Annotated in this window: 14 protein-coding genes; 4 read left to right on the top strand and 10 right to left on the bottom strand. The window is 66.8% G+C overall.

The features are described from left to right. Positions 1-268: 268 nt before the first annotated feature. From AC07PV_RS02435 to scpA, 7 genes are all read right to left on the bottom strand, one after another. Positions 269-739, bottom strand: a complete 471-nt coding sequence (locus AC07PV_RS02435; protein WP_218294996.1) for a VOC family protein — start codon at positions 737-739, stop codon at positions 269-271. A gap of 80 nt (positions 740-819) precedes the next feature. Continuing rightward, complete coding sequence (locus tag AC07PV_RS02430; RefSeq protein ID WP_370627709.1) at positions 820-1,665, bottom strand: YdcF family protein; 846 nt, start codon at positions 1,663-1,665, stop codon at positions 820-822. Further along, the gene (locus AC07PV_RS02425) at positions 1,652-3,700 is read right to left on the bottom strand and encodes an acetyl-CoA carboxylase biotin carboxylase subunit (RefSeq protein WP_492262008.1); all 2,049 of its coding nucleotides are present in this window, start codon (positions 3,698-3,700) and stop codon (positions 1,652-1,654) included. The genes AC07PV_RS02430 and AC07PV_RS02425 overlap by 14 nt, the downstream gene beginning before the upstream one ends. A gap of 21 nt (positions 3,701-3,721) precedes the next feature. Continuing rightward, positions 3,722-5,254 (bottom strand): acyl-CoA carboxylase subunit beta, encoded by a 1,533-nt coding sequence (locus AC07PV_RS02420; RefSeq protein ID WP_010458871.1) that lies wholly within the window; start codon positions 5,252-5,254, stop codon positions 3,722-3,724. Between the two features lie 37 nt (positions 5,255-5,291). Beyond that, positions 5,292-6,308: a methylmalonyl Co-A mutase-associated GTPase MeaB gene (gene meaB / locus AC07PV_RS02415; protein WP_218294993.1), complete on the bottom strand. Its 1,017-nt coding sequence runs from the start codon at positions 6,306-6,308 to the stop codon at positions 5,292-5,294. Continuing rightward, positions 6,305-6,733 (bottom strand): GNAT family N-acetyltransferase, encoded by a 429-nt coding sequence (locus tag AC07PV_RS02410; RefSeq protein ID WP_218294992.1) that lies wholly within the window; start codon positions 6,731-6,733, stop codon positions 6,305-6,307. The genes meaB and AC07PV_RS02410 overlap by 4 nt, the downstream gene beginning before the upstream one ends. Before the next feature lie 77 nt (positions 6,734-6,810). Beyond that, on the bottom strand, positions 6,811-8,982 hold the full coding sequence (gene scpA, locus AC07PV_RS02405; protein WP_492805121.1) for a methylmalonyl-CoA mutase: 2,172 nt from the start codon (positions 8,980-8,982) through the stop codon (positions 6,811-6,813). Between the two features lie 129 nt (positions 8,983-9,111). Between scpA and AC07PV_RS02400 the strand changes: the two genes are divergently transcribed. Continuing rightward, complete coding sequence (locus AC07PV_RS02400) at positions 9,112-9,747, top strand: GntR family transcriptional regulator (RefSeq protein ID WP_218338561.1); 636 nt, start codon at positions 9,112-9,114, stop codon at positions 9,745-9,747. Positions 9,748-9,755: 8 nt separating this feature from the next. Here the strand turns inward: AC07PV_RS02400 and AC07PV_RS02395 are convergent, their stop codons facing one another. Continuing rightward, on the bottom strand, positions 9,756-10,916 hold the full coding sequence (locus AC07PV_RS02395; RefSeq protein WP_218338560.1) for a sensor domain-containing diguanylate cyclase: 1,161 nt from the start codon (positions 10,914-10,916) through the stop codon (positions 9,756-9,758). 328 nt (positions 10,917-11,244) lie between these two features. Here AC07PV_RS02395 and AC07PV_RS02390 point away from each other — a divergent pair, with 328 nt between their 5' ends. Then, a complete protein-coding gene (locus AC07PV_RS02390; RefSeq protein WP_492253235.1) occupies positions 11,245-13,104 on the top strand; it encodes an AMP-dependent synthetase/ligase in 1,860 nt (619 codons plus the stop codon). 191 nt (positions 13,105-13,295) lie between these two features. Here the strand turns inward: AC07PV_RS02390 and AC07PV_RS02385 are convergent, their stop codons facing one another. Further along, entirely contained in the window at positions 13,296-14,426 is a 1,131-nt protein-coding gene (locus tag AC07PV_RS02385) for a saccharopine dehydrogenase family protein (RefSeq protein WP_494629269.1), read from the bottom strand. A 171-nt stretch (positions 14,427-14,597) separates the two neighbouring features. On the opposite strand from AC07PV_RS02385, the gene AC07PV_RS02380 reads away from it, so the two are divergent. After that, entirely contained in the window at positions 14,598-15,050 is a 453-nt protein-coding gene (locus tag AC07PV_RS02380) for an Lrp/AsnC family transcriptional regulator (RefSeq protein ID WP_218294986.1), read from the top strand. 101 nt (positions 15,051-15,151) lie between these two features. On the opposite strand, the gene AC07PV_RS02375 is transcribed toward AC07PV_RS02380, so the two are convergent. Continuing rightward, positions 15,152-15,739 carry a lysophospholipid acyltransferase family protein gene (locus tag AC07PV_RS02375; protein WP_218294985.1) on the bottom strand — a complete coding sequence of 196 codons (588 nt, stop codon included), beginning with the start codon at positions 15,737-15,739 and terminating at the stop codon, positions 15,152-15,154. Between the two features lie 364 nt (positions 15,740-16,103). On the opposite strand from AC07PV_RS02375, the gene dusA reads away from it, so the two are divergent. Continuing rightward, positions 16,104-17,120 (top strand): tRNA dihydrouridine(20/20a) synthase DusA, encoded by a 1,017-nt coding sequence (dusA, locus tag AC07PV_RS02370; RefSeq protein WP_370627708.1) that lies wholly within the window; start codon positions 16,104-16,106, stop codon positions 17,118-17,120. The last annotated feature ends 6 nt before the right edge of the window (positions 17,121-17,126 follow it).

Below are 17,126 nucleotides of genomic sequence, written 5' to 3'. Positions count from 1 at the left end.
GCACAAACGCACGCCGAAGGGTCACAAAAAGTGCCAACAAAAGTACGTCGCCAACAGCCCCCAAGTCCTTGGTTTTTTGTGCGCAGAACACGGGGTTTTCAGCGCATTTGACGGCAGGTTGGCGCGTGGTGGAACGCGACCATCGCGATGCAACCGCAACGCGGCGCTATCTGTGCCCATCTGCCGCCCCGCGTGGCCCGGGGGCGCCTGACGATGGGCGACGTTGGCGCATGCCGTCGCCCCCGCACCATCGGCAGCCAGCCGTTGTTCAGCCCAGCGCCGCGATCACCTCGGCCGGCGCCTGCACCAGCTCGATCAGAACGCCTTCGCCAGCGATCGGAAACTCGTCGTTGCTCTTGGGGTGCAGGAAGGTGATGTCATAGCCCGCAGCGCCCTTGCGGATGCCGCCGGGCGCAAAGCGCACGCCTTTGGCAGTGAGCCATTCCACCGCCATGGGCAGGTCGTCGATCCACAGGCCGATGTGGTTGAGCGGCGTGGTGTGCACGGCGGGCTTCTTGTCGATGTCCAGCGGCTGCATGATGTCCACCTCCACCTTCCAGGCGCCCCGCCCCATCGCGAGGATGTCTTCATCCACGTTCTCGCGCTCGCTCTGGAACGTGCCCGTCTGCGTGAGGCCCAGCATGTCCACCCACAGGGTCTTCATGCGTGCCTTGTCCGTGCCGCCGATGGCGACCTGCTGAATGCCCAGGACTTTGAAGGGCCGCTCTTTTGCCGTCATGATTTGCTCCTTGATTGATAGCTATAAATGCAGTTACGTACAGCGCAAGCGGCCTATTCCGCGTAGAAGGCCGCTTGGCCTCATGCCTCGCGCAGCACCCAGCTGCTCAGCGTGGCGAAGTATTCGCGCAGCCGCGCGTTGTAGCGCGTGGCCAGGGGGGTGGGCGCCGCCACCGGCACCATGGCCGTGAAGCCATGGCGTCGCGCGATGCGCAGGGCGCGCGGCAGGTGGAAGTCGCTGGTCACCAGGGCCAGCGGGGCCGTGGCCGGCACCCCACGCGCCAGCAGCAGGGGGCGCCCCAGCGCCAGATTCAGCGCGGTGCTGGTGCTTTCCGCCTCCAGCACCAGGCGCCCTGCGGCGACGCCATGGCGCTGCTGCAGATAGCGGGCCATCACCTCGGCTTCGGTGTGCGTTTCACCCCATACCTCGCCGCCGCACACGGCGATCAGGGCGGTGGGCTGCAGGCGGGCCAGCGCGGCCGCCGTGTCCAGCCGTGCTGCCAGCGCCGGCCGGGGTTGCCCGTTCTGGATGCCGCCCCCCAGCACCACGATGGCCTGCACGGGCGGCACCTGTGCAGGCGGGATGCCGGCATTCTCCAGAAAGGCCCAGAAAACCCCCAGGCTGGCCATCCAGGCCGCCAGGCCCCACCAGCCCGCGCGCCACAGCTGCTGGCGCCGCCGCCCACGGTGCCGCCAGCCCGCCAGCGGAGTCCACCACGCGGCCAGGGCCAGGAAGACCGCCCCCAACGCGGCGGGCAGCATGGTGCCCAGATCGAGGTGCCCCAGGACCATGAGCACGGCGCCATCCACCAGCAGCACGGCGCCGGCCAGCCCGAGCAGCACACGCAAGACCACGGTCATCGCGGTGTGTGGCCAGGCCAGCGTGTTGCGCGGACCGGGGCGCTCGGCGGCATCACTGGAACTCAATGATCACGTCGTCCACCGCCAGCGACTCGCCCTTGCCCGCCACCACCTTGCCCACTACGCCATCCTGCGCAGCAAAGAGGATGTTCTCCATCTTCATGGCCTCGATCACGGCCAGCTTTTCACCGGCCTGCACCTTCTGGCCGGGCTGCACCGCCACATCCACCAGCAGGCCGGGCATGGGCGAAAGCAGGAACCTGGACAGGTCCGGCGGCGCCTTGAAGGGCATCAGCTTGTGCAAGCGTGCACCGAGGGGTGACAGCACGAGCGCATCGATCTGCGTGCCGTTGTGCGCGATGCGCAGGGCCAGCGGGTTCTTGCCCACGCCGCGCTCCACCTGCGCGGTAAACCCGGCGCCATTGCACTGGCCTTGCACCCGGATCTGGCCCAGCGTGGCGGCGCTGCTGATCTGGTAGCTCTTGCCGTCCACGGCCACCACGCTGGAGCCCGACTTGTCCTGGAAGTCGGTGACCGAGACCGCATGGTGCTCGTTCTGCCCCTCGGCCCCCAGCGTGACCACCACGAACTGCTCGCCCACCTTCACCTCGTGCCCTGCCAGCTGGCCGCTGATGCCCGAGGCGCGCGCACGGTAGCGGCGGTTCATGAAAGCGGCCAGTGCCACCAGGAACAGCGGGTCCTCGTGTGGCACGTCCTCGGAGTGGAAGCCCTTGCCGTAATGTTCGGCGATGAAGCCGGTGTTGAACTCGCCGGTCACGAATTTAGGGTGGGCCAGCAGGGCCGCCTGGAACGGAATGTTGCTGCTGATGCCCCGGATCACGAAGCCGTTGAGCGCCGCGCGCATCTTGGCGATCGCATGGTCGCGGTCGGTGCCGTGCACGATGAGCTTGGCGATCATCGAGTCGTAGTACATCGGGATCTCGCCGCCCTCATACACCCCTGTGTCCACGCGCACGCCAAGCTTCTTGTCGGTGTCGCCCTGGAACATGCTCTGCTCCGGCGGCTGAAAACGCACCAGGCGGCCGGTCGATGGCAGGAAGTTGCGGAACGGGTCCTCGGCGTTGATGCGGCACTCGATGGCCCAGCCGTCGCGCTTCACGTCGGCTTGCGCGAGCGGCAGCTTCTCGCCTGCTGCCACGCGGATCATCAGCTCCACCAGGTCCAGGCCGGTGATGCATTCCGTCACCGGGTGCTCCACCTGCAGGCGGGTGTTCATTTCGAGGAAGTAGAAGTCCTGGTCCTTGCCGACCACGAACTCCACCGTGCCCGCGCTCTGGTACTTGACCGCCTTGGCCAGCTGCACCGCCTGCTCGCCCATGGCCTTGCGGGTGGCATCGCTGATGAAGGGCGACGGCGCCTCTTCAATCACCTTCTGGTGGCGCCGCTGGATGGAGCATTCGCGCTCGTTCAGGTAGATCACGTTGCCGTGGCTGTCGCCCAGCACCTGGATCTCGATGTGGCGCGGCTCCTGCACGAACTTCTCGATGAAGATACGGTCGTCGCCAAAGCTGTTGCGGGCTTCGTTCTGGCAGCTGGTGAAGCCTTCAAACGCTTCCTTGTCGTTGAACGCCACGCGCAGGCCCTTGCCGCCGCCCCCGGCCGAGGCCTTGATCATCACGGGGTAGCCGATGCCCTTGGCGATTTCCACCGCCTGCTCGGGGCCGCTGATGGCGTCGTTGTAGCCCGGGATGGTGTTGACCTTCGCCTCGTTGGCCAGCTTCTTGGACGCGATCTTGTCGCCCATGGCCGCGATCGAATGCGCCTTGGGGCCGATGAAGGCAATGCCTTCGTCCTCGCAGCGCTTGGCGAAGGCTTCGTTCTCCGACAGGAAGCCGTAGCCCGGGTGCACGGCCTGCGCGCCGGTCTGTTTGCAGGCGGCAATGATCTTGTCGGCCAGCAGGTACGACTCGCGCGAGGGCGCCGCGCCGATGTGCACAGCCTCGTCGGCCAGCTTGACGTGGCGCGCTTCCTTGTCGGCGTCGGAGTAGACGGCGACGGTGGCGATGCCCATCTTGCGGGCGGTGGCGATGACGCGGCACGCGATTTCGCCACGGTTGGCGATCAGGATTTTCGTAAACATGTTCTTATGCTCCTTGTCCGCTCACAGTGGGATGTTGCCGTGCTTGCGCCATGGGTTTTCGAGCTTCTTGTCCCGCAGCATCACCAGCGACCGGCAGATGCGCTTGCGTGTCTCGTGCGGCAGGATCACGTCGTCGATAAAGCCACGTGCGCCGGCCACGAACGGGTTGGCAAAACGCTGCTTGTATTCAGCCTCGCGTGCGGCCAGCTTCACGGGGTCGTTCTTGTCTTCGCGGAAGATGATTTCCACGGCACCCTTGGCGCCCATCACCGCGATCTCGGCGTTGGGCCAGGCCAGGTTCACGTCGCCGCGCAGGTGCTTGGAGCTCATCACGTCGTACGCGCCGCCGTAGGCCTTGCGGGTGATGACGGTGATCTTGGGTACGGTGCACTCGGCATACGCGTACAGCAGCTTGGCGCCATGCTTGATGATGCCGCCGTATTCCTGGCTGGTACCGGGCATGAAGCCGGGCACGTCCACAAACGTGACCACGGGGATGTTGAAAGCGTCACAGAAGCGCACAAAACGCGCGGCCTTGATGGAACTCTTGATGTCCAGGCAGCCCGCCAGCACCAGCGGCTGGTTGGCCACGATGCCCACGGTCTGGCCTTCCATGCGGGCGAAGCCGATCAGGATGTTCTTGGCGTACTCGGGCTGCAGCTCGAAGAAATCCCCATCGTCCACGGTCTTGAGGATCAGCTCCTTCATGTCGTAGGGCTTGTTGGGGTTCTCGGGCACCAGGGTGTCCAGGCTCCGGTCCATGCGGTCGGCCGGGTCGTTGCTGGGGCGCACCGGGGCTTTTTCGCGGTTGTTGAGCGGCAGGTAGTTGTACAGGCGGCGCAGCATCATCAGCGCCTCCACGTCGTTCTCGAACGCCATGTCGGCCACACCGCTCTTGGTGGTGTGCGTCACGGCGCCGCCCAGTTCTTCGGCCGTCACTTCTTCGTGGGTCACGGTCTTCACTACTTCGGGGCCGGTCACGAACATGTACGAGCTGTCTTTCACCATGAAGATGAAGTCGGTCATCGCGGGCGAGTACACGGCGCCGCCGGCGCTCGGGCCCATGATCATGCTGATCTGCGGAATCACGCCGCTGGCGAGCACGTTCTTCTGGAACACGTCGGCATAGCCGCCCAGCGACGCCACACCTTCCTGGATGCGCGCGCCGCCCGAGTCGTTGAGGCCGATGACCGGTGCGCCGACTTTCATGGCCTGGTCCATCACCTTGCAGATCTTTTCGGCGTGGGTTTCGCTCAAAGCACCGCCGAACACCGTGAAGTCCTGGCTGAACACGAACACCAGGCGGCCATTGATCATGCCGTAACCCGTCACCACACCGTCGCCGGGGATCTTGTTGTCCTCCATGCCGAAGTCGGTGCAGCGGTGCTCGACGAACATGTCCCATTCCTCGAACGTGCCGTCGTCCAGCAGCAGCTCGATGCGCTCGCGCGCCGTGAGCTTGCCCTTGGCGTGCTGCGCATCAATGCGCTTTTGCCCGCCGCCCAGGCGTGCCAGCGCACGCTTTTTCTCCAGTTGATCCAGGATGTCTTGCATGGTCGTCCTTTGGTGAATTCGGTGGTTTGTTTACTATTTATTTGATAGCTGCTTGCGCTGTACTGGATTGCGCCAGCAGCAGATTTCGTGCTGCAGTCGATGCCGCGATGCGCCCTGCGGCCACATCGGCCTGCATCTGGGGCAGCAGCTCCCTGACCTGCGGGTGCTGGCGAAACGCGAGCTTGAGGCCCGCGTCGATGCGCTCCCACATCCAGGCGAGCGATTGTTTTTCGCGCCGCGCTGCCAGGCGACCGTTGGTGGACTGCATGTCGCGAAACAGCGCCACGGTGGTCCAGAAAGCATCCACCCCCTGCCCCAGCAGAGCGCTGATCTGCAGCACGCGCGGTTGCCACAGCGCGCCGTGCGTCGCGTGGTCAGGGTTGCCGTGCATGCCGAGCAGGCGCAGGCTGGAGGTGATCTGCGCCTCGGCGCGCGTGGCGGCGTTCTTGTCGATATCGGCCTTGTTGATGACCACCAGGTCGGCAATCTCCATCACGCCCTTCTTGATGGCCTGCAGGTCGTCGCCCGCGTTGGGCAGCTGCATGAGCACGAACATGTCCGTCATGCCCGCCACCGCGATCTCGCTCTGGCCCACGCCCACGGTCTCGACGATAACCACGTCGTAGCCCGCGGCCTCGCAGACCAGCATGGCCTCGCGCGTCTTCTCAGCCACACCACCCAGAGTGCCACTCGATGGACTGGGGCGGATGTAGGCCTTTTCGTGCACCGACAGGTGCTCCATGCGCGTCTTGTCGCCCAGGATGGAGCCGCCCGAGACGGTGCTGGAGGGGTCGATGGTGAGCACGGCCACGCGGTGGCCCTGGCCGATCAGGTACAGGCCCAAGGCTTCGATGAAGGTGGACTTGCCCACGCCGGGCACGCCGCTGATACCCAGGCGAAACGCCTTGCCGGTATGGGGCAGCAGCTGCGTGAGCAATTCATCCGCCTGGGCGCGGTGGTCCGCCCGCGTCGATTCGAGCAGGGTGATGGCCTTGGACATCGCGCGGCGCTGCGTGGGGCCGGGCTGGCCAAGCACACCTGGGTAGAGGTTCATGGCGACATCCTCGCTGCGGCCTTCTCGAATGCGGGGCTCCACCGGTACTCCAGGTCGAACTCCTGCTCCTCCACCAGCTGAAAGCCATTGCGCACGTAAAAGCGGTTGGCGCCACTGCCGCGCAGGGCACCCAGGGTGATGTCCTGGCCCAGCGCCCTGCCCTGTGCCTTGGCCCACTCCAGGGCCCACGCCCCGGCGCCCCGGCCCTGGCGACCGGGTCGGACGTACAGGTGGTGCAGCCTCATGCGTGCGGGGTCCGCATACGGGAGCAGCGTGAGGTAACCAATGCGCTCGTCACCTGCCACGATGTGCCGCATATAGGCCGGCACAAAGGCATCGCGAAGCCTTTCCCGCACCCGCACGGGGTCAAAGCGCCCCAATCGCTCCAGGCTTTCGCGCATGGCCTCTGCACGCAGGTCGGCCATGGACTCAAAGTCTGCTTGCGCAACGCTTTCAAAGCCAAACATGGGATGGCGAAAAGGCTCGGAAGGAAAAGGCGAACTCAAGCGGTAACCGCCTTGCGAATCTGCTCCAGCACATCCTTGGCGCTGGCCGGAATCGGCGTGCCCGGGCCGTAGATGCCCTTCACGCCCGCTTCGTACAGGTGCTCATAGTCCTGCGCCGGGATCACCCCGCCCACGAACACGATGATGTCGTCCGCGCCCTGGTCCTTGAGGGACTGGATGATGGCGGGCACCAGTGTCTTGTGGCCGGCGGCCAGCGTGCTCACGCCCACGGCGTGCACGTCGTTTTCAATCGCCTGGCGCGCGCACTCCTCGGGCGTCTGGAACAGCGGGCCCATGTCCACGTCGAAGCCCAGGTCGGCAAACGCGGTGGCCACCACCTTGGCGCCCCGGTCGTGGCCGTCCTGGCCCAGCTTGGCGATCATCACGCGCGGGCGGCGGCCTTCCTTTTCGGCAAATTCGTTGATCTCGGTCTTGAGTTTGTCCCAGCCTTCGGCCGAGTCATAGGCTGCTGCGTACACACCGGTCACCTTTTGCGTATCGGCGCGGTGGCGCCCAAAAACCTTCTCGAGCGCATCCGACACCTCGCCCACCGTGGCGCGCAGGCGCACCGCCTTGATGGCCAGGTCGAGCAGGTTGCCTTCGCCGCTTTCTGCTGCGGAAGTAAGAGCATCCAGCGCTTGCTGCACAAGGTCTGGATCGCGTTTTGCACGGATATTTTTCAGGCGCTCGATCTGCCCGTCTCGCACCTTGACGTTGTCGATCTGCAGGATATCGACCGGGTCTTCCTTGGCCAGCTTGTACTTGTTGACGCCCACGATCACGTCCTTGCCGCTGTCGATGCGCGCCTGCTTCTCGGCGGCGGCGGCCTCGATCTTGAGCTTGGCCCAGCCGCTGTCCACCGCCTGGGTCATGCCGCCCATGGCCTCGACCTCCTCGATGATCTTCCAGGCGGCATCGGCCATGTCCTGGGTCAGCTTTTCCATCATGTAGCTGCCTGCCCAGGGGTCCACCACGTTCGTGATGTGCGTCTCTTCCTGGATGATGAGCTGCGTGTTGCGCGCGATGCGCGAGGAAAATTCGGTGGGCAGCGCGATGGCCTCGTCCAGCGCGTTGGTGTGCAGGCTCTGCGTGCCGCCAAACACGGCCGCCATGGCCTCGATGGTGGTGCGCACGATGTTGTTGTAGGGGTCTTGCTCCGTCAGGCTCCAGCCGCTGGTCTGGCAGTGCGTGCGCAGCATCAGGCTCTTGGGGTTCTTGGCGCCGGTCTCTTTCATGATGCGGCACCACAGCAGGCGCGCCGCGCGCATCTTGGCCACTTCCAGGTAGAAGTTCATGCCGATCGCCCAGAAGAAGCTCAGGCGGCCGGCGAACTCGTCCACGTCCATGCCCTTGGCGATGGCGGTCTTCACGTATTCCTTGCCGTCGGCCAGCGTGAAGGCCAGCTCCAGCGCCTGGTTGGCGCCAGCTTCCTGCATGTGGTAGCCGCTGATCGAGATCGAGTTGAACTTCGGCATGTTCCTGGCCGTGTACTCGATGATGTCGCCAATGATCTTCATCGACGGCTTGGGCGGGTAGATGTAGGTGTTGCGCACCATGAACTCTTTCAGAATATCGTTCTGAATCGTTCCGGAGAGCTTGTCCTGGCTCACGCCCTGTTCTTCCGCCGCCACCACGTAGCCCGCCAGCACCGGCAGCACGGCGCCGTTCATGGTCATCGAGACCGACACCTTGTCCAGCGGGATCTGGTCGAACAGGATCTTCATGTCCTCCACCGAGTCGATGGCCACGCCGGCCTTGCCCACGTCGCCCGTCACGCGGGGATGGTCGCTGTCATAGCCCCGGTGCGTGGCCAGGTCGAACGCCACCGACACGCCCTGCCCGCCTGCGGCCAACGCCTTGCGGTAGAAGGCGTTGGATTCCTCGGCGGTGGAAAAGCCCGCGTACTGGCGGATGGTCCAGGGGCGCACCGCGTACATGGTGGCCTGGGGGCCGCGCAGGTAGGGCTCGAAGCCGGGCAAGGTGTTGGCGTATGGCAGGCCCGCCGTGTCCTGCGCGGTGTACAGCGGCTTGACGGTGATGCCGTCGGGCGTGACCCAGTTGAGGGCGCCGACGTCGCCACCCGGTGCCGACTTGGCGGCGGCCTTGGCCCAGGCTTCGAGCGAAGACGCGGCGAATTCGGGAGTGTTGTTGGGGGGGGTGTCACTCATGGCGAAAACTTCTCCGAAGATGGCGTTGCAGGCGTAAAACGGCGCGGGGACGGTTCCCGATGTGGCGGCGAGTTTACATCATTCATAATTATTGATTCAAAATATTCCTCTGAGCTTACAATCCGCCCCATGTCTGCCCTTACCCTCACGCCGCGTGCCCTGTACGAAGAAGTCGCCGAGCAATTGCGCCAGCGCATCTTCCGCCGTGAGCTGGAGCCCGGCAGCTGGATCGACGAACTCAAGATCGCCGAGGAATTCGGCATCAGCCGCACCCCCCTGCGCGAGGCGCTCAAGGTGCTGGCCGCCGAAGGCCTGGTCACGATGAAGGTGCGCCGTGGCGCCTATGTGACCGAAATGTCCGAGAAGGACCTGCGCGATGTCTACCACCTGCTGAGCCTGCTGGAGAGCGACGCGGCCGGCGTGGTGGCCGCCACCGCCACCGCGGCGCAACTGCAGGCGCTGCAGGACCTGCATGCCGAACTGGAGGCGGCCGCCGGCGAACGTGAACGGTTCTTTGCCGTGAACGAGCGTTTTCACATGCTGCTGCTGGAACTGGCCGACAACCGCTGGCGCAGCCAGATGGTGGCCGACCTGCGCAAGGTGATGAAGCTCAACCGCCACAACTCGCTGCTCAAGCAGGGGCGGATCGAGGACTCGCTGAACGAGCACCGCGCCATCCTGGCGGCGATGGTGGCGCGCGATGCCCAGGCCACGGCCCGCGCCATGCAGGCCCATTTCGCCCACGGCCTGGAAGCCGCGACCTGACCGGGCATTCAGCCAGCCACTTCCACCCGGTTGCGGCCCCCGGTCTTGGCCGCGTAGAGGGCTTCGTCCGCTCGGTGCAGGAGCTCGTCAAAGCTGCTGTCCCCCTCGTTCTTCAAGGCCACGCCCAAGGAAATGGTCATGGCCAGCGGCAGTCCGTCCACCGAGAGCGGGCGGGTGGCCACCAGCCTGCGCAGCCTCTCCCCGGCGGCCCGCGCGGCCCGGCTGTCCGCGGCGTCCCACAGCACCACGAACTCCTCTCCGCCGTGGCGCGCCGCGAAGTCGGCCCCACGGCAGGAGGCCTGCAGGTGCCCGGCGACATGCCTGAGCGCCACGTCGCCCACCGCATGCCCATGGCAATCGTTGATGGCCTTGAAGTGGTCGATGTCGATCAGCGCCAGGGCCAGGCCGCCCCCGCGCGCACCCGCCTGCGCGAAACGCTGTTCGCCCACCGCAACCAGGGTGCGGCGGTTGGCCAGGCCCGTCAGATAGTCCGTTGACGCGGCCAGCTCCCACTGGCGGCCGATGCGCTGGGAGCACATCAGCAGGAAGCCGGTGGTGCCCACCACGGGCAGGATGGCGGTGATCATCGGGCTGGCCATGTTGATCCAGGCCCCATCTCCCGTGACATCGAACGACGGGCTCACGCCCTTGAGCAGGAAGTAGCCCGCGCGAAACACCGTGAACGCCGCCACGGCGGCAAACAGGCTGGCCATCACCCGGCGGCTGCGCGCGCCGTCATGCGACTTCTGCGAGGCCAGCAGCGCGAAGCATGCCAGCAGCAGGAAGGCGCAGCTGCCCGACAGGATCAGCACGCGCATGCCCGTGTGCGGCCGTGCGATGGCGAACCAGGCAATGCCGCCAATCCCCACGATCGCAGGGGCCAGCAGCCAGAGCCTGTCCGGCAGCCCATAGAACTGCCGCAGCGCGCGCCAGTAGCCGGTGCACCCCAGCAGCACGAGCCCATTGGCCATGGGCGATGCCAGCCCCAGCGGCAGCCGGTACTGCACCGCGTACAGCACCGCGCTGGCGGCCAGCAGCAGCGTGGCCGTGCGCCAGGTTCCCGCGCTGGGCCGCAAGGCCTCGGGAAAGTCGTTGCGCATCAGCCCCAGGACCCAGCCATTGGCCAGCATCATCAGCGTGGCGACGATAAAGATGGTGATGGGGTCCATGGCGGAAGGGCGCGGTAGAGACGGCGGTCCGGGCAGCGGCGGGAGATGGAGAGGAAGGGGTCGGCACGCCACGGTGATGCCATGGCTGTGCGAGGGACGTGCGAGCGAGCCTGTGCGGATTGTGGCCGAGGCGCCGCGCCGGTGCCACGGATTTCGCGCGGCACGGGGCACACTGGGGCCCATCATTCCACAAACCGGAATGCACCATTTGCAACGCAACAGGGTGTTGCGCCCCGCCCTGGTGCGGGCCCGGTCGTTATGATCCCCCGGGTTTCCACCGAGGCAACGGCGCGGCCCGCGCCCGACGCCGCCACCGCCGCCGAGTTCGATGACCCCCTCCCTTCCCGATATCGCCAGCGTCCAGACGCTGCCGCAGCTTCTTGCCTTGCGCACGGCCCTCACCCCGGACGCCGAGGCCTACCGTGCCTTCGACACCACCGCGCAGGCGTGGGCCAGCCTGACCTGGCGGCAGACCGCGCAGCGCGTGGCCGAATGGACGCAGGCCCTGGCCGCCATGCAGCTGCCCGCGGCCGCGCGCGTGGCCATCCTGCTGCCCAACGGCCTGCACGCCATGTGCGCCGACCAGTCCACCCTGGCCGCCGGCTGCGTGCCGGTGCCGCTGCACGCCATCGACAACCCCGGCAGCATCGCCTACATCCTCTCGGACTGCGAGGCCTCGATGCTCATCGTGGCCAGTGCCCAGCAATGGGAGAAGATCCGCGACACAGGCACGGAATTCCCCGCGTTGCGCGCGGTGATCGTGACCGAGCCGGACGCCGCCTTCGCCGCCACCCCGCCCTCGTCGCACGGCCCCGCCGTGGGCTCGCTGGCGCAGTGGCTCGAAGGCGCCGCACAGGCAGCGCAGCAGGCCTTGCCCCCCGCGCCCGGCCCGGACGATCTCGCCGCCATCGTCTACACCTCGGGCACCACCGGCAAGCCCAAGGGCGTGATGCTCACGCACCGCAACGTGGTCAGCGACGTGAAGGCCGTGCTGGAGCGCATCGCGCCCACGGTGGACGACGTGTTCCTGTCGTTCCTGCCGCTCTCGCACACGTTCGAGCGCACGGGCGGCTACTACCTTCCCATCGCGGCAGGCAGCTGCGTGGCGTATGCGCGCTCCGTGGCCCTGCTGGCCGAGGATCTGAAGACGGTGCGCCCCACGGTGCTGGTCTCGGTCCCGCGCATCTACGAACGCATCCACGCCAGGCTGCTCGAAAAGCTCTCGCCATCGCCCTGGAAAATGCAGCTGTACGAGGCCGCACAGAACAGGGGCTGGGCCCGCTTCTGCGCGGCGCAGGGTTTGCCGGCGCCCGCCCCCGAGGCCGGCAAGCCCGCGGGAGGCTGGATGGCCGCACTGCCCTGGCCGCTGCTGCAAGCCCTGGTGGCCACGCCCTTGCTGGCCCAGTTTGGCGGCCGTGTGCGGGTGGCCGTGAGCGGCGGCGCCCCGCTGTCGCCCACCATCGCCAAGTGCTTTCTGGGCCTGGGCCTGCCGCTCATCCAGGGCTACGGCATGACGGAGACGGCGCCCGTGGTGTCCGTCAACGCACTGCACGACAACGATCCGGCGTGCGTGGGCAAGGCCTTGCCCGGCGTGGAAGTGCGCATTGGCGAGAACCGCGAACTGCAGGTGCGCGGCCCCATCGTCATGAAGGGCTACTGGAAGCGGCCCGAAGACACGGCACGCATCCTCGGCCCCGACGGCTGGCTGGGCACGGGCGACCAGGCGGACATCGTGGGCGGCCGCATCTACATCAGGGGGCGCATCAAGGAAATCATCGTCACCTCCACCGGCGAAAAAGTGCCGCCCGGGGACCTGGAGCTGGCGCTGCTGGCCGATCCGCTGCTGGAGCAGGCCTTCGTGGTGGGGGAAAACCGCCCCTTCATCGCCTGCGTGGCCGTCCTGCAGCGCGACGAATGGCAGCGCCTGGCGGCCGACCTGGGCCTCTCCGCGCAGGACGCCGCCAGCCTGAACCACCCCAGCGTGCACCGGGCCGTGCTGGCGCGCATCGAAAAAAACACCGCCAGCTTCGCCCGCTATGCCGTGCCCCGCGCCGTGCACTGCACGCTCACGCCCTGGACGATCGAGAACACTTTCATGACGCCCACGCTCAAGCTCAAGCGCAACAACCTGATGGCGTTCTACGCGGAGGCGATCGAGGGGATGTACCAGAAGCCGGGCGGGCGATAGACAGACAGGCAGGCAGGCAGGCAGGCAGGCACGAAAATCCGCCCGCCATCGCCAGTCCCCCACCCGCAGCGCATGGGGGCCGGGCTTCCTCTGCCCGCCGGGGCCGCGCTGGGGGTCAGCCGCCTGTTGGCTCTCCGGCTTGCTGGTCCAGTCGCAGCAGGCGGCAAGGGTGTGTTGTTTTGGGATGGGATCTACGCCGCCATGGCCGTCCAGCCCGCCTCTGCCGCATAGGCCGCGCCAAACCGGTTCGCCAGAAAGTCCCGCAGCCGCACCGACTCCTGCCCCACGAACCCCTGCTGCGGCAGCCGCCCCTGTGCCACCAGGTCCAGCGCCGTGCAGATGCCCGCCGCCGTGGTGAGCTGGATGGCGCTCAGCGTGTGCCCTGCCACCTGGCTGCCGACGATGCGGGCGGAATACGACTCCTGCACCAACCGGCCTCCCCGCAAGCCCGCGGCGGTGGCGAAGATGACGATCACATCCTGGTCGGTGGTGGGAACCGCGGTTTCCAGGATGTCCTTGAGCAGGTCGCGCCGGTCGCGCAGGCGCAGGTCGTTGAGCAGCAGTTTCAGGATGGCGCAATGGCCGGGATAGCGGATGGACTGGTAGTCCACCTGCCGCGCTTTCCCGGACAGTGTCTCCGTCAGCGTGCCCAGGCCGCCCGAAGTGTTGAAGGCCTCGTATTCCACGCCGTCGAGCGCGAAGGTCTCCAGGCCCTCCAGCGCCGGCACGGTGGTGCGCACACCATCCACGATGGCTTCGCAGGGGTTGCAGTATTCGTTGAGGAGGCCCTCGGTGCTCCAGGTCAGGTTGTAGCGCAAGGCGCCCTGCGGGTAGCGCGGCAGCGCCCCCACGCGCATGCGCAGGGTGTGCAGCGTATCGAAGCGGCGGGCCAGGTCGTTGCCCACGATGCCGATGAAGCCTGGCGCCAGGCCGCACTGGGGCATGAGCACGCTGCGGGCACTGGCGCCGAGTGCGCGGATGGCCTGGGTGCTCGCCACGTCCTCGGTCAGGTCAAAGTAGTGCACGCCTGCGGTTGCGCACAGCGTGGCCACGGATACGGCGCGGTGAAACGGCAGCGCGTTCAGCACGGCGAAACGGCCGTCGATGACCGCCTTCAGGCTCGCGTCGTCCGTCGCCAGCCGGGTGGATACGCCCAATGCGGCCACTTCGGCCAGGCGCGCCGGGTCACGGTCCACCACCAGGATGTCGTAGTCGCCAGCCTGCTGCAGCAGCAGCGCCACGGCAAAGCCGATGTGGCCCGCGCCGAGGATGGTGATGGCACGGCGGGCGGTGGTGCTGGAAGTGGTGGAAAGGATGGTCATGGCGGTGCTCCCGGTGGTGCCCACCGCGTGAGGCGGTGAGAGGTGTTGCAGATGCCTTGATGCTAGGCAAGGGTGCTGTCAATGTGTAGTGCTTATATCGTCGAAAACTGCTCTTTGTTTTTTCATAACGGCGAATATGATGGACGTTATGACTTTCTGGAGAAATTGCCCATGACCCAGGCCCTGGACGACACCGACCGCCAGCTGCTGAGCCTGCTCCAGGCCAACGCCCGCGAGGGCACGGCCACGCTGGCGCGCAGGCTGGGGCTGGCCCGCACCACCGTGGTGGCGCGCATTGCACGGCTGGAGCGCTCGGGCGTGGTCGCGGGGTACGGCGTGCGGCTGGGGGCCCGGCTCGATGCCACCACCGTGCGCGCGTGGTGCTCCATCAGCGTGTTGCCCAAAACAGCGCCCGCCGTGTTGCGCGCGCTGGAGGCCATGGCCGAGGTCGAAGAGGTATCCGCCGTGAGCGGGCCGTTTGACTACCTGGTGTTCCTGCGCTGCACGAGCCATGAGCAGCTCGACACCCTGCTCGACAAGGTGGGCCAGCTCGACGGCGTGCACCAGACGCAGACCAGCATCGTGCTCAGCCGCAAGATCGACCGGCGCAGTGTGGGGGTGTGACGGCGGCTGCCGCCAGCGCATTCACTTCAATTTTCATAGCTGTTAGCGCTTTATGGATAAGCGCCAGAGGCCCATTTCATTGAAAAACCTTGACAGGCAACTCAGGCGTCGAACTGCGCCGGGTTCTTGCCCTGGATGGGCGCGTAGAACGCCTTGATGCTCGCCAGGTCGCGTTCCACATCGCCCGTGGGCTCGAACACAGGCCCCAGGCCTCCCACCTTGCGGCCGTAGTCCACGAAAGCCAGCACGATGGGTACGCCCGCCTGCTGGGCGATGTAATAGAACCCCGTCTTCCAGTGCCGCGTCTTGCCGCGCGTGCCCTCGGGCGGCACGATCAGCTGCATGGGGCCGTCCGCGTCCCGCATGGCCTGGGCCGAGCTGGCCACCAGGTTGTTCGCCTGCTCCCGGTTCACCGGAATCCCGCCCAGCCAGCGCATCACGCCGCCAAACGGCGCCCTGAACAGGCTCTGCTTGCCCATCCAGTACACCCGCAGGCGCAGCGAAAACGCCAGCATCAGCGTGTACGGCAGATCCCAGTTGCTGGTGTGGGGGGCGGCGATCAGCACGCTCTTGGCGGCGTGGGCGGGCAAGGCTCCCTCCACCTTCCAGCCCGTCAGGCGCAGGGTGGCGCGCGAGAAGGCGCGCAGCAGCGTGTTGACAACCGGCGTGTCAAAAATCGTGTGGTGCATGGGGAAACAGGGGCAGGCGGCGCCCGCGCAGAAGGCGGCTGCAAGGCAGCCAGCCACCCGGCAGGCATGGGGCAGGAACATCAAAAAGCGCCGCGAGTATCGCCGATGCGGCCTTGGCCCCGCCTTGCGGCAGGACAAGGCTTGGCGCCTGTCGCCACGGCGGGGACGCGGGGCGCTTTCATTTTGATAGCGGCAAGCGCTTGTGGATCAAGCGGCAGCGTCCTTTTTTTCTCATGACCACGGGCTGGCGCGGATCGTTGGCCAATGGGATAATCACGGCCCTCCCCTGCAGCCTCCGTCGCCCGCCCCGTCCGGGCGTGCCGCTGCGGGCCTTTCCCCCGTTCTCCTTGCCTGTTTGCCTGCTGTGGAATCCCCCGCTTTGAGCCCCTGGCGCATGTCCGTCGCGCCGATGATGGATTGGACCGACCGCCATTGCCGCTACTTTCACCGCCTGCTGACGCGCCAGACCTTGCTGTACACCGAAATGGTGAATGCGGGCGCGATCATCCACGGCGGCACCGAGCGCCACCTGCGCTTCAACACGGAAGAGCATCCCGTGGCCCTGCAGCTGGGCGGCAATGAACCCGACAAGCTGGCCCAGGCCGCGCGGCTGGGCGAGGAATGGGGCTATGACGAGATCAACCTGAACTGCGGCTGCCCCAGCGACCGGGTGCAGCGCGGCGCGTTTGGCGCCAGCCTGATGAAGGCGCCGCAGCTGGTGGCCGACTGCGTGAAGGCCATGAAGGACGTGGTGGCCGTGCCCGTGACGGTCAAGCACCGCATCGGCATCGACAAGCAGGAAGACTACGGCTTCGTGCGCGACTTCATCGGCACGGTGGCCGAGGCGGGCTGCACCGTGTTCATCGTGCACGCGCGCAACGCGTGGCTGCAGGGCCTGTCTCCGAAGGAGAACCGCGACATCCCGCCCCTGCGCTACGAGGTGGTGCACCAGCTCAAGGCCGAGTTCCCGCAGTTCACGATCGCCATCAACGGCGGCATCCAGGCCGACGAGGTGGTGCTGCAGCAACTCGAACACCTCGACGGCGTGATGATCGGCCGCGAGGCGTACCACAACCCCTGGTGGATGGCGCGCTGGGATCAGCTCTACTACGGCAGTCAGGGTGGCACGCCCTGCCCCCTGACCCGCGAAGAGGTCGAGCTGGCCATGGTCGAATACATGGAGCGCGAGGCCGCACAGCATGGCACGCCCTGGCCCCACATCGCCCGCCACATGCTGGGCCTGCGCCACAGCCTGCCGGGCGCCCGCGTCTGGCGCCAGGTGTGGAGCAACCACCTGCTCAAGGACCGCCCCGCGCGGGAAGTGCATGCGCTCGCGATGCAGTCGTATGCGCCGTCCGCTGCCGCACAAGCGGTGGCATAGCGCGGT

The organism is Acidovorax sp. GW821-FHT09A11 (assembly GCF_059418365.1).
This window is presented reverse-complemented; position numbering and strand designations above follow the sequence as displayed.

What these genes read in the sequence shown, in the direction of transcription:
- AC07PV_RS02435 (WP_218294996.1), bottom strand. Translation starts at nt 739, where the DNA reads ATGACGGCAAAAGAGCGGCCCTTCAAAGTCCTGGGCATTCAGCAGGTC.
- AC07PV_RS02425 (WP_492262008.1), bottom strand. Translation starts at nt 3,700, where the DNA reads ATGTTTACGAAAATCCTGATCGCCAACCGTGGCGAAATCGCGTGCCGC.
- AC07PV_RS02420 (WP_010458871.1), bottom strand. Translation starts at nt 5,254, where the DNA reads ATGCAAGACATCCTGGATCAACTGGAGAAAAAGCGTGCGCTGGCACGC.
- meaB (WP_218294993.1), bottom strand. Translation starts at nt 6,308, where the DNA reads ATGAACCTCTACCCAGGTGTGCTTGGCCAGCCCGGCCCCACGCAGCGC.
- AC07PV_RS02410 (WP_218294992.1), bottom strand. Translation starts at nt 6,733, where the DNA reads ATGGCCGACCTGCGTGCAGAGGCCATGCGCGAAAGCCTGGAGCGATTG.
- scpA (WP_492805121.1), bottom strand. Translation starts at nt 8,982, where the DNA reads ATGAGTGACACCCCCCCCAACAACACTCCCGAATTCGCCGCGTCTTCG.
- AC07PV_RS02400 (WP_218338561.1), top strand. Translation starts at nt 9,112, where the DNA reads ATGTCTGCCCTTACCCTCACGCCGCGTGCCCTGTACGAAGAAGTCGCC.
- AC07PV_RS02395 (WP_218338560.1), bottom strand. Translation starts at nt 10,916, where the DNA reads ATGGACCCCATCACCATCTTTATCGTCGCCACGCTGATGATGCTGGCC.
- AC07PV_RS02390 (WP_492253235.1), top strand. Translation starts at nt 11,245, where the DNA reads ATGACCCCCTCCCTTCCCGATATCGCCAGCGTCCAGACGCTGCCGCAG.
- AC07PV_RS02385 (WP_494629269.1), bottom strand. Translation starts at nt 14,426, where the DNA reads ATGACCATCCTTTCCACCACTTCCAGCACCACCGCCCGCCGTGCCATC.
- AC07PV_RS02380 (WP_218294986.1), top strand. Translation starts at nt 14,598, where the DNA reads ATGACCCAGGCCCTGGACGACACCGACCGCCAGCTGCTGAGCCTGCTC.
- AC07PV_RS02375 (WP_218294985.1), bottom strand. Translation starts at nt 15,739, where the DNA reads ATGCACCACACGATTTTTGACACGCCGGTTGTCAACACGCTGCTGCGC.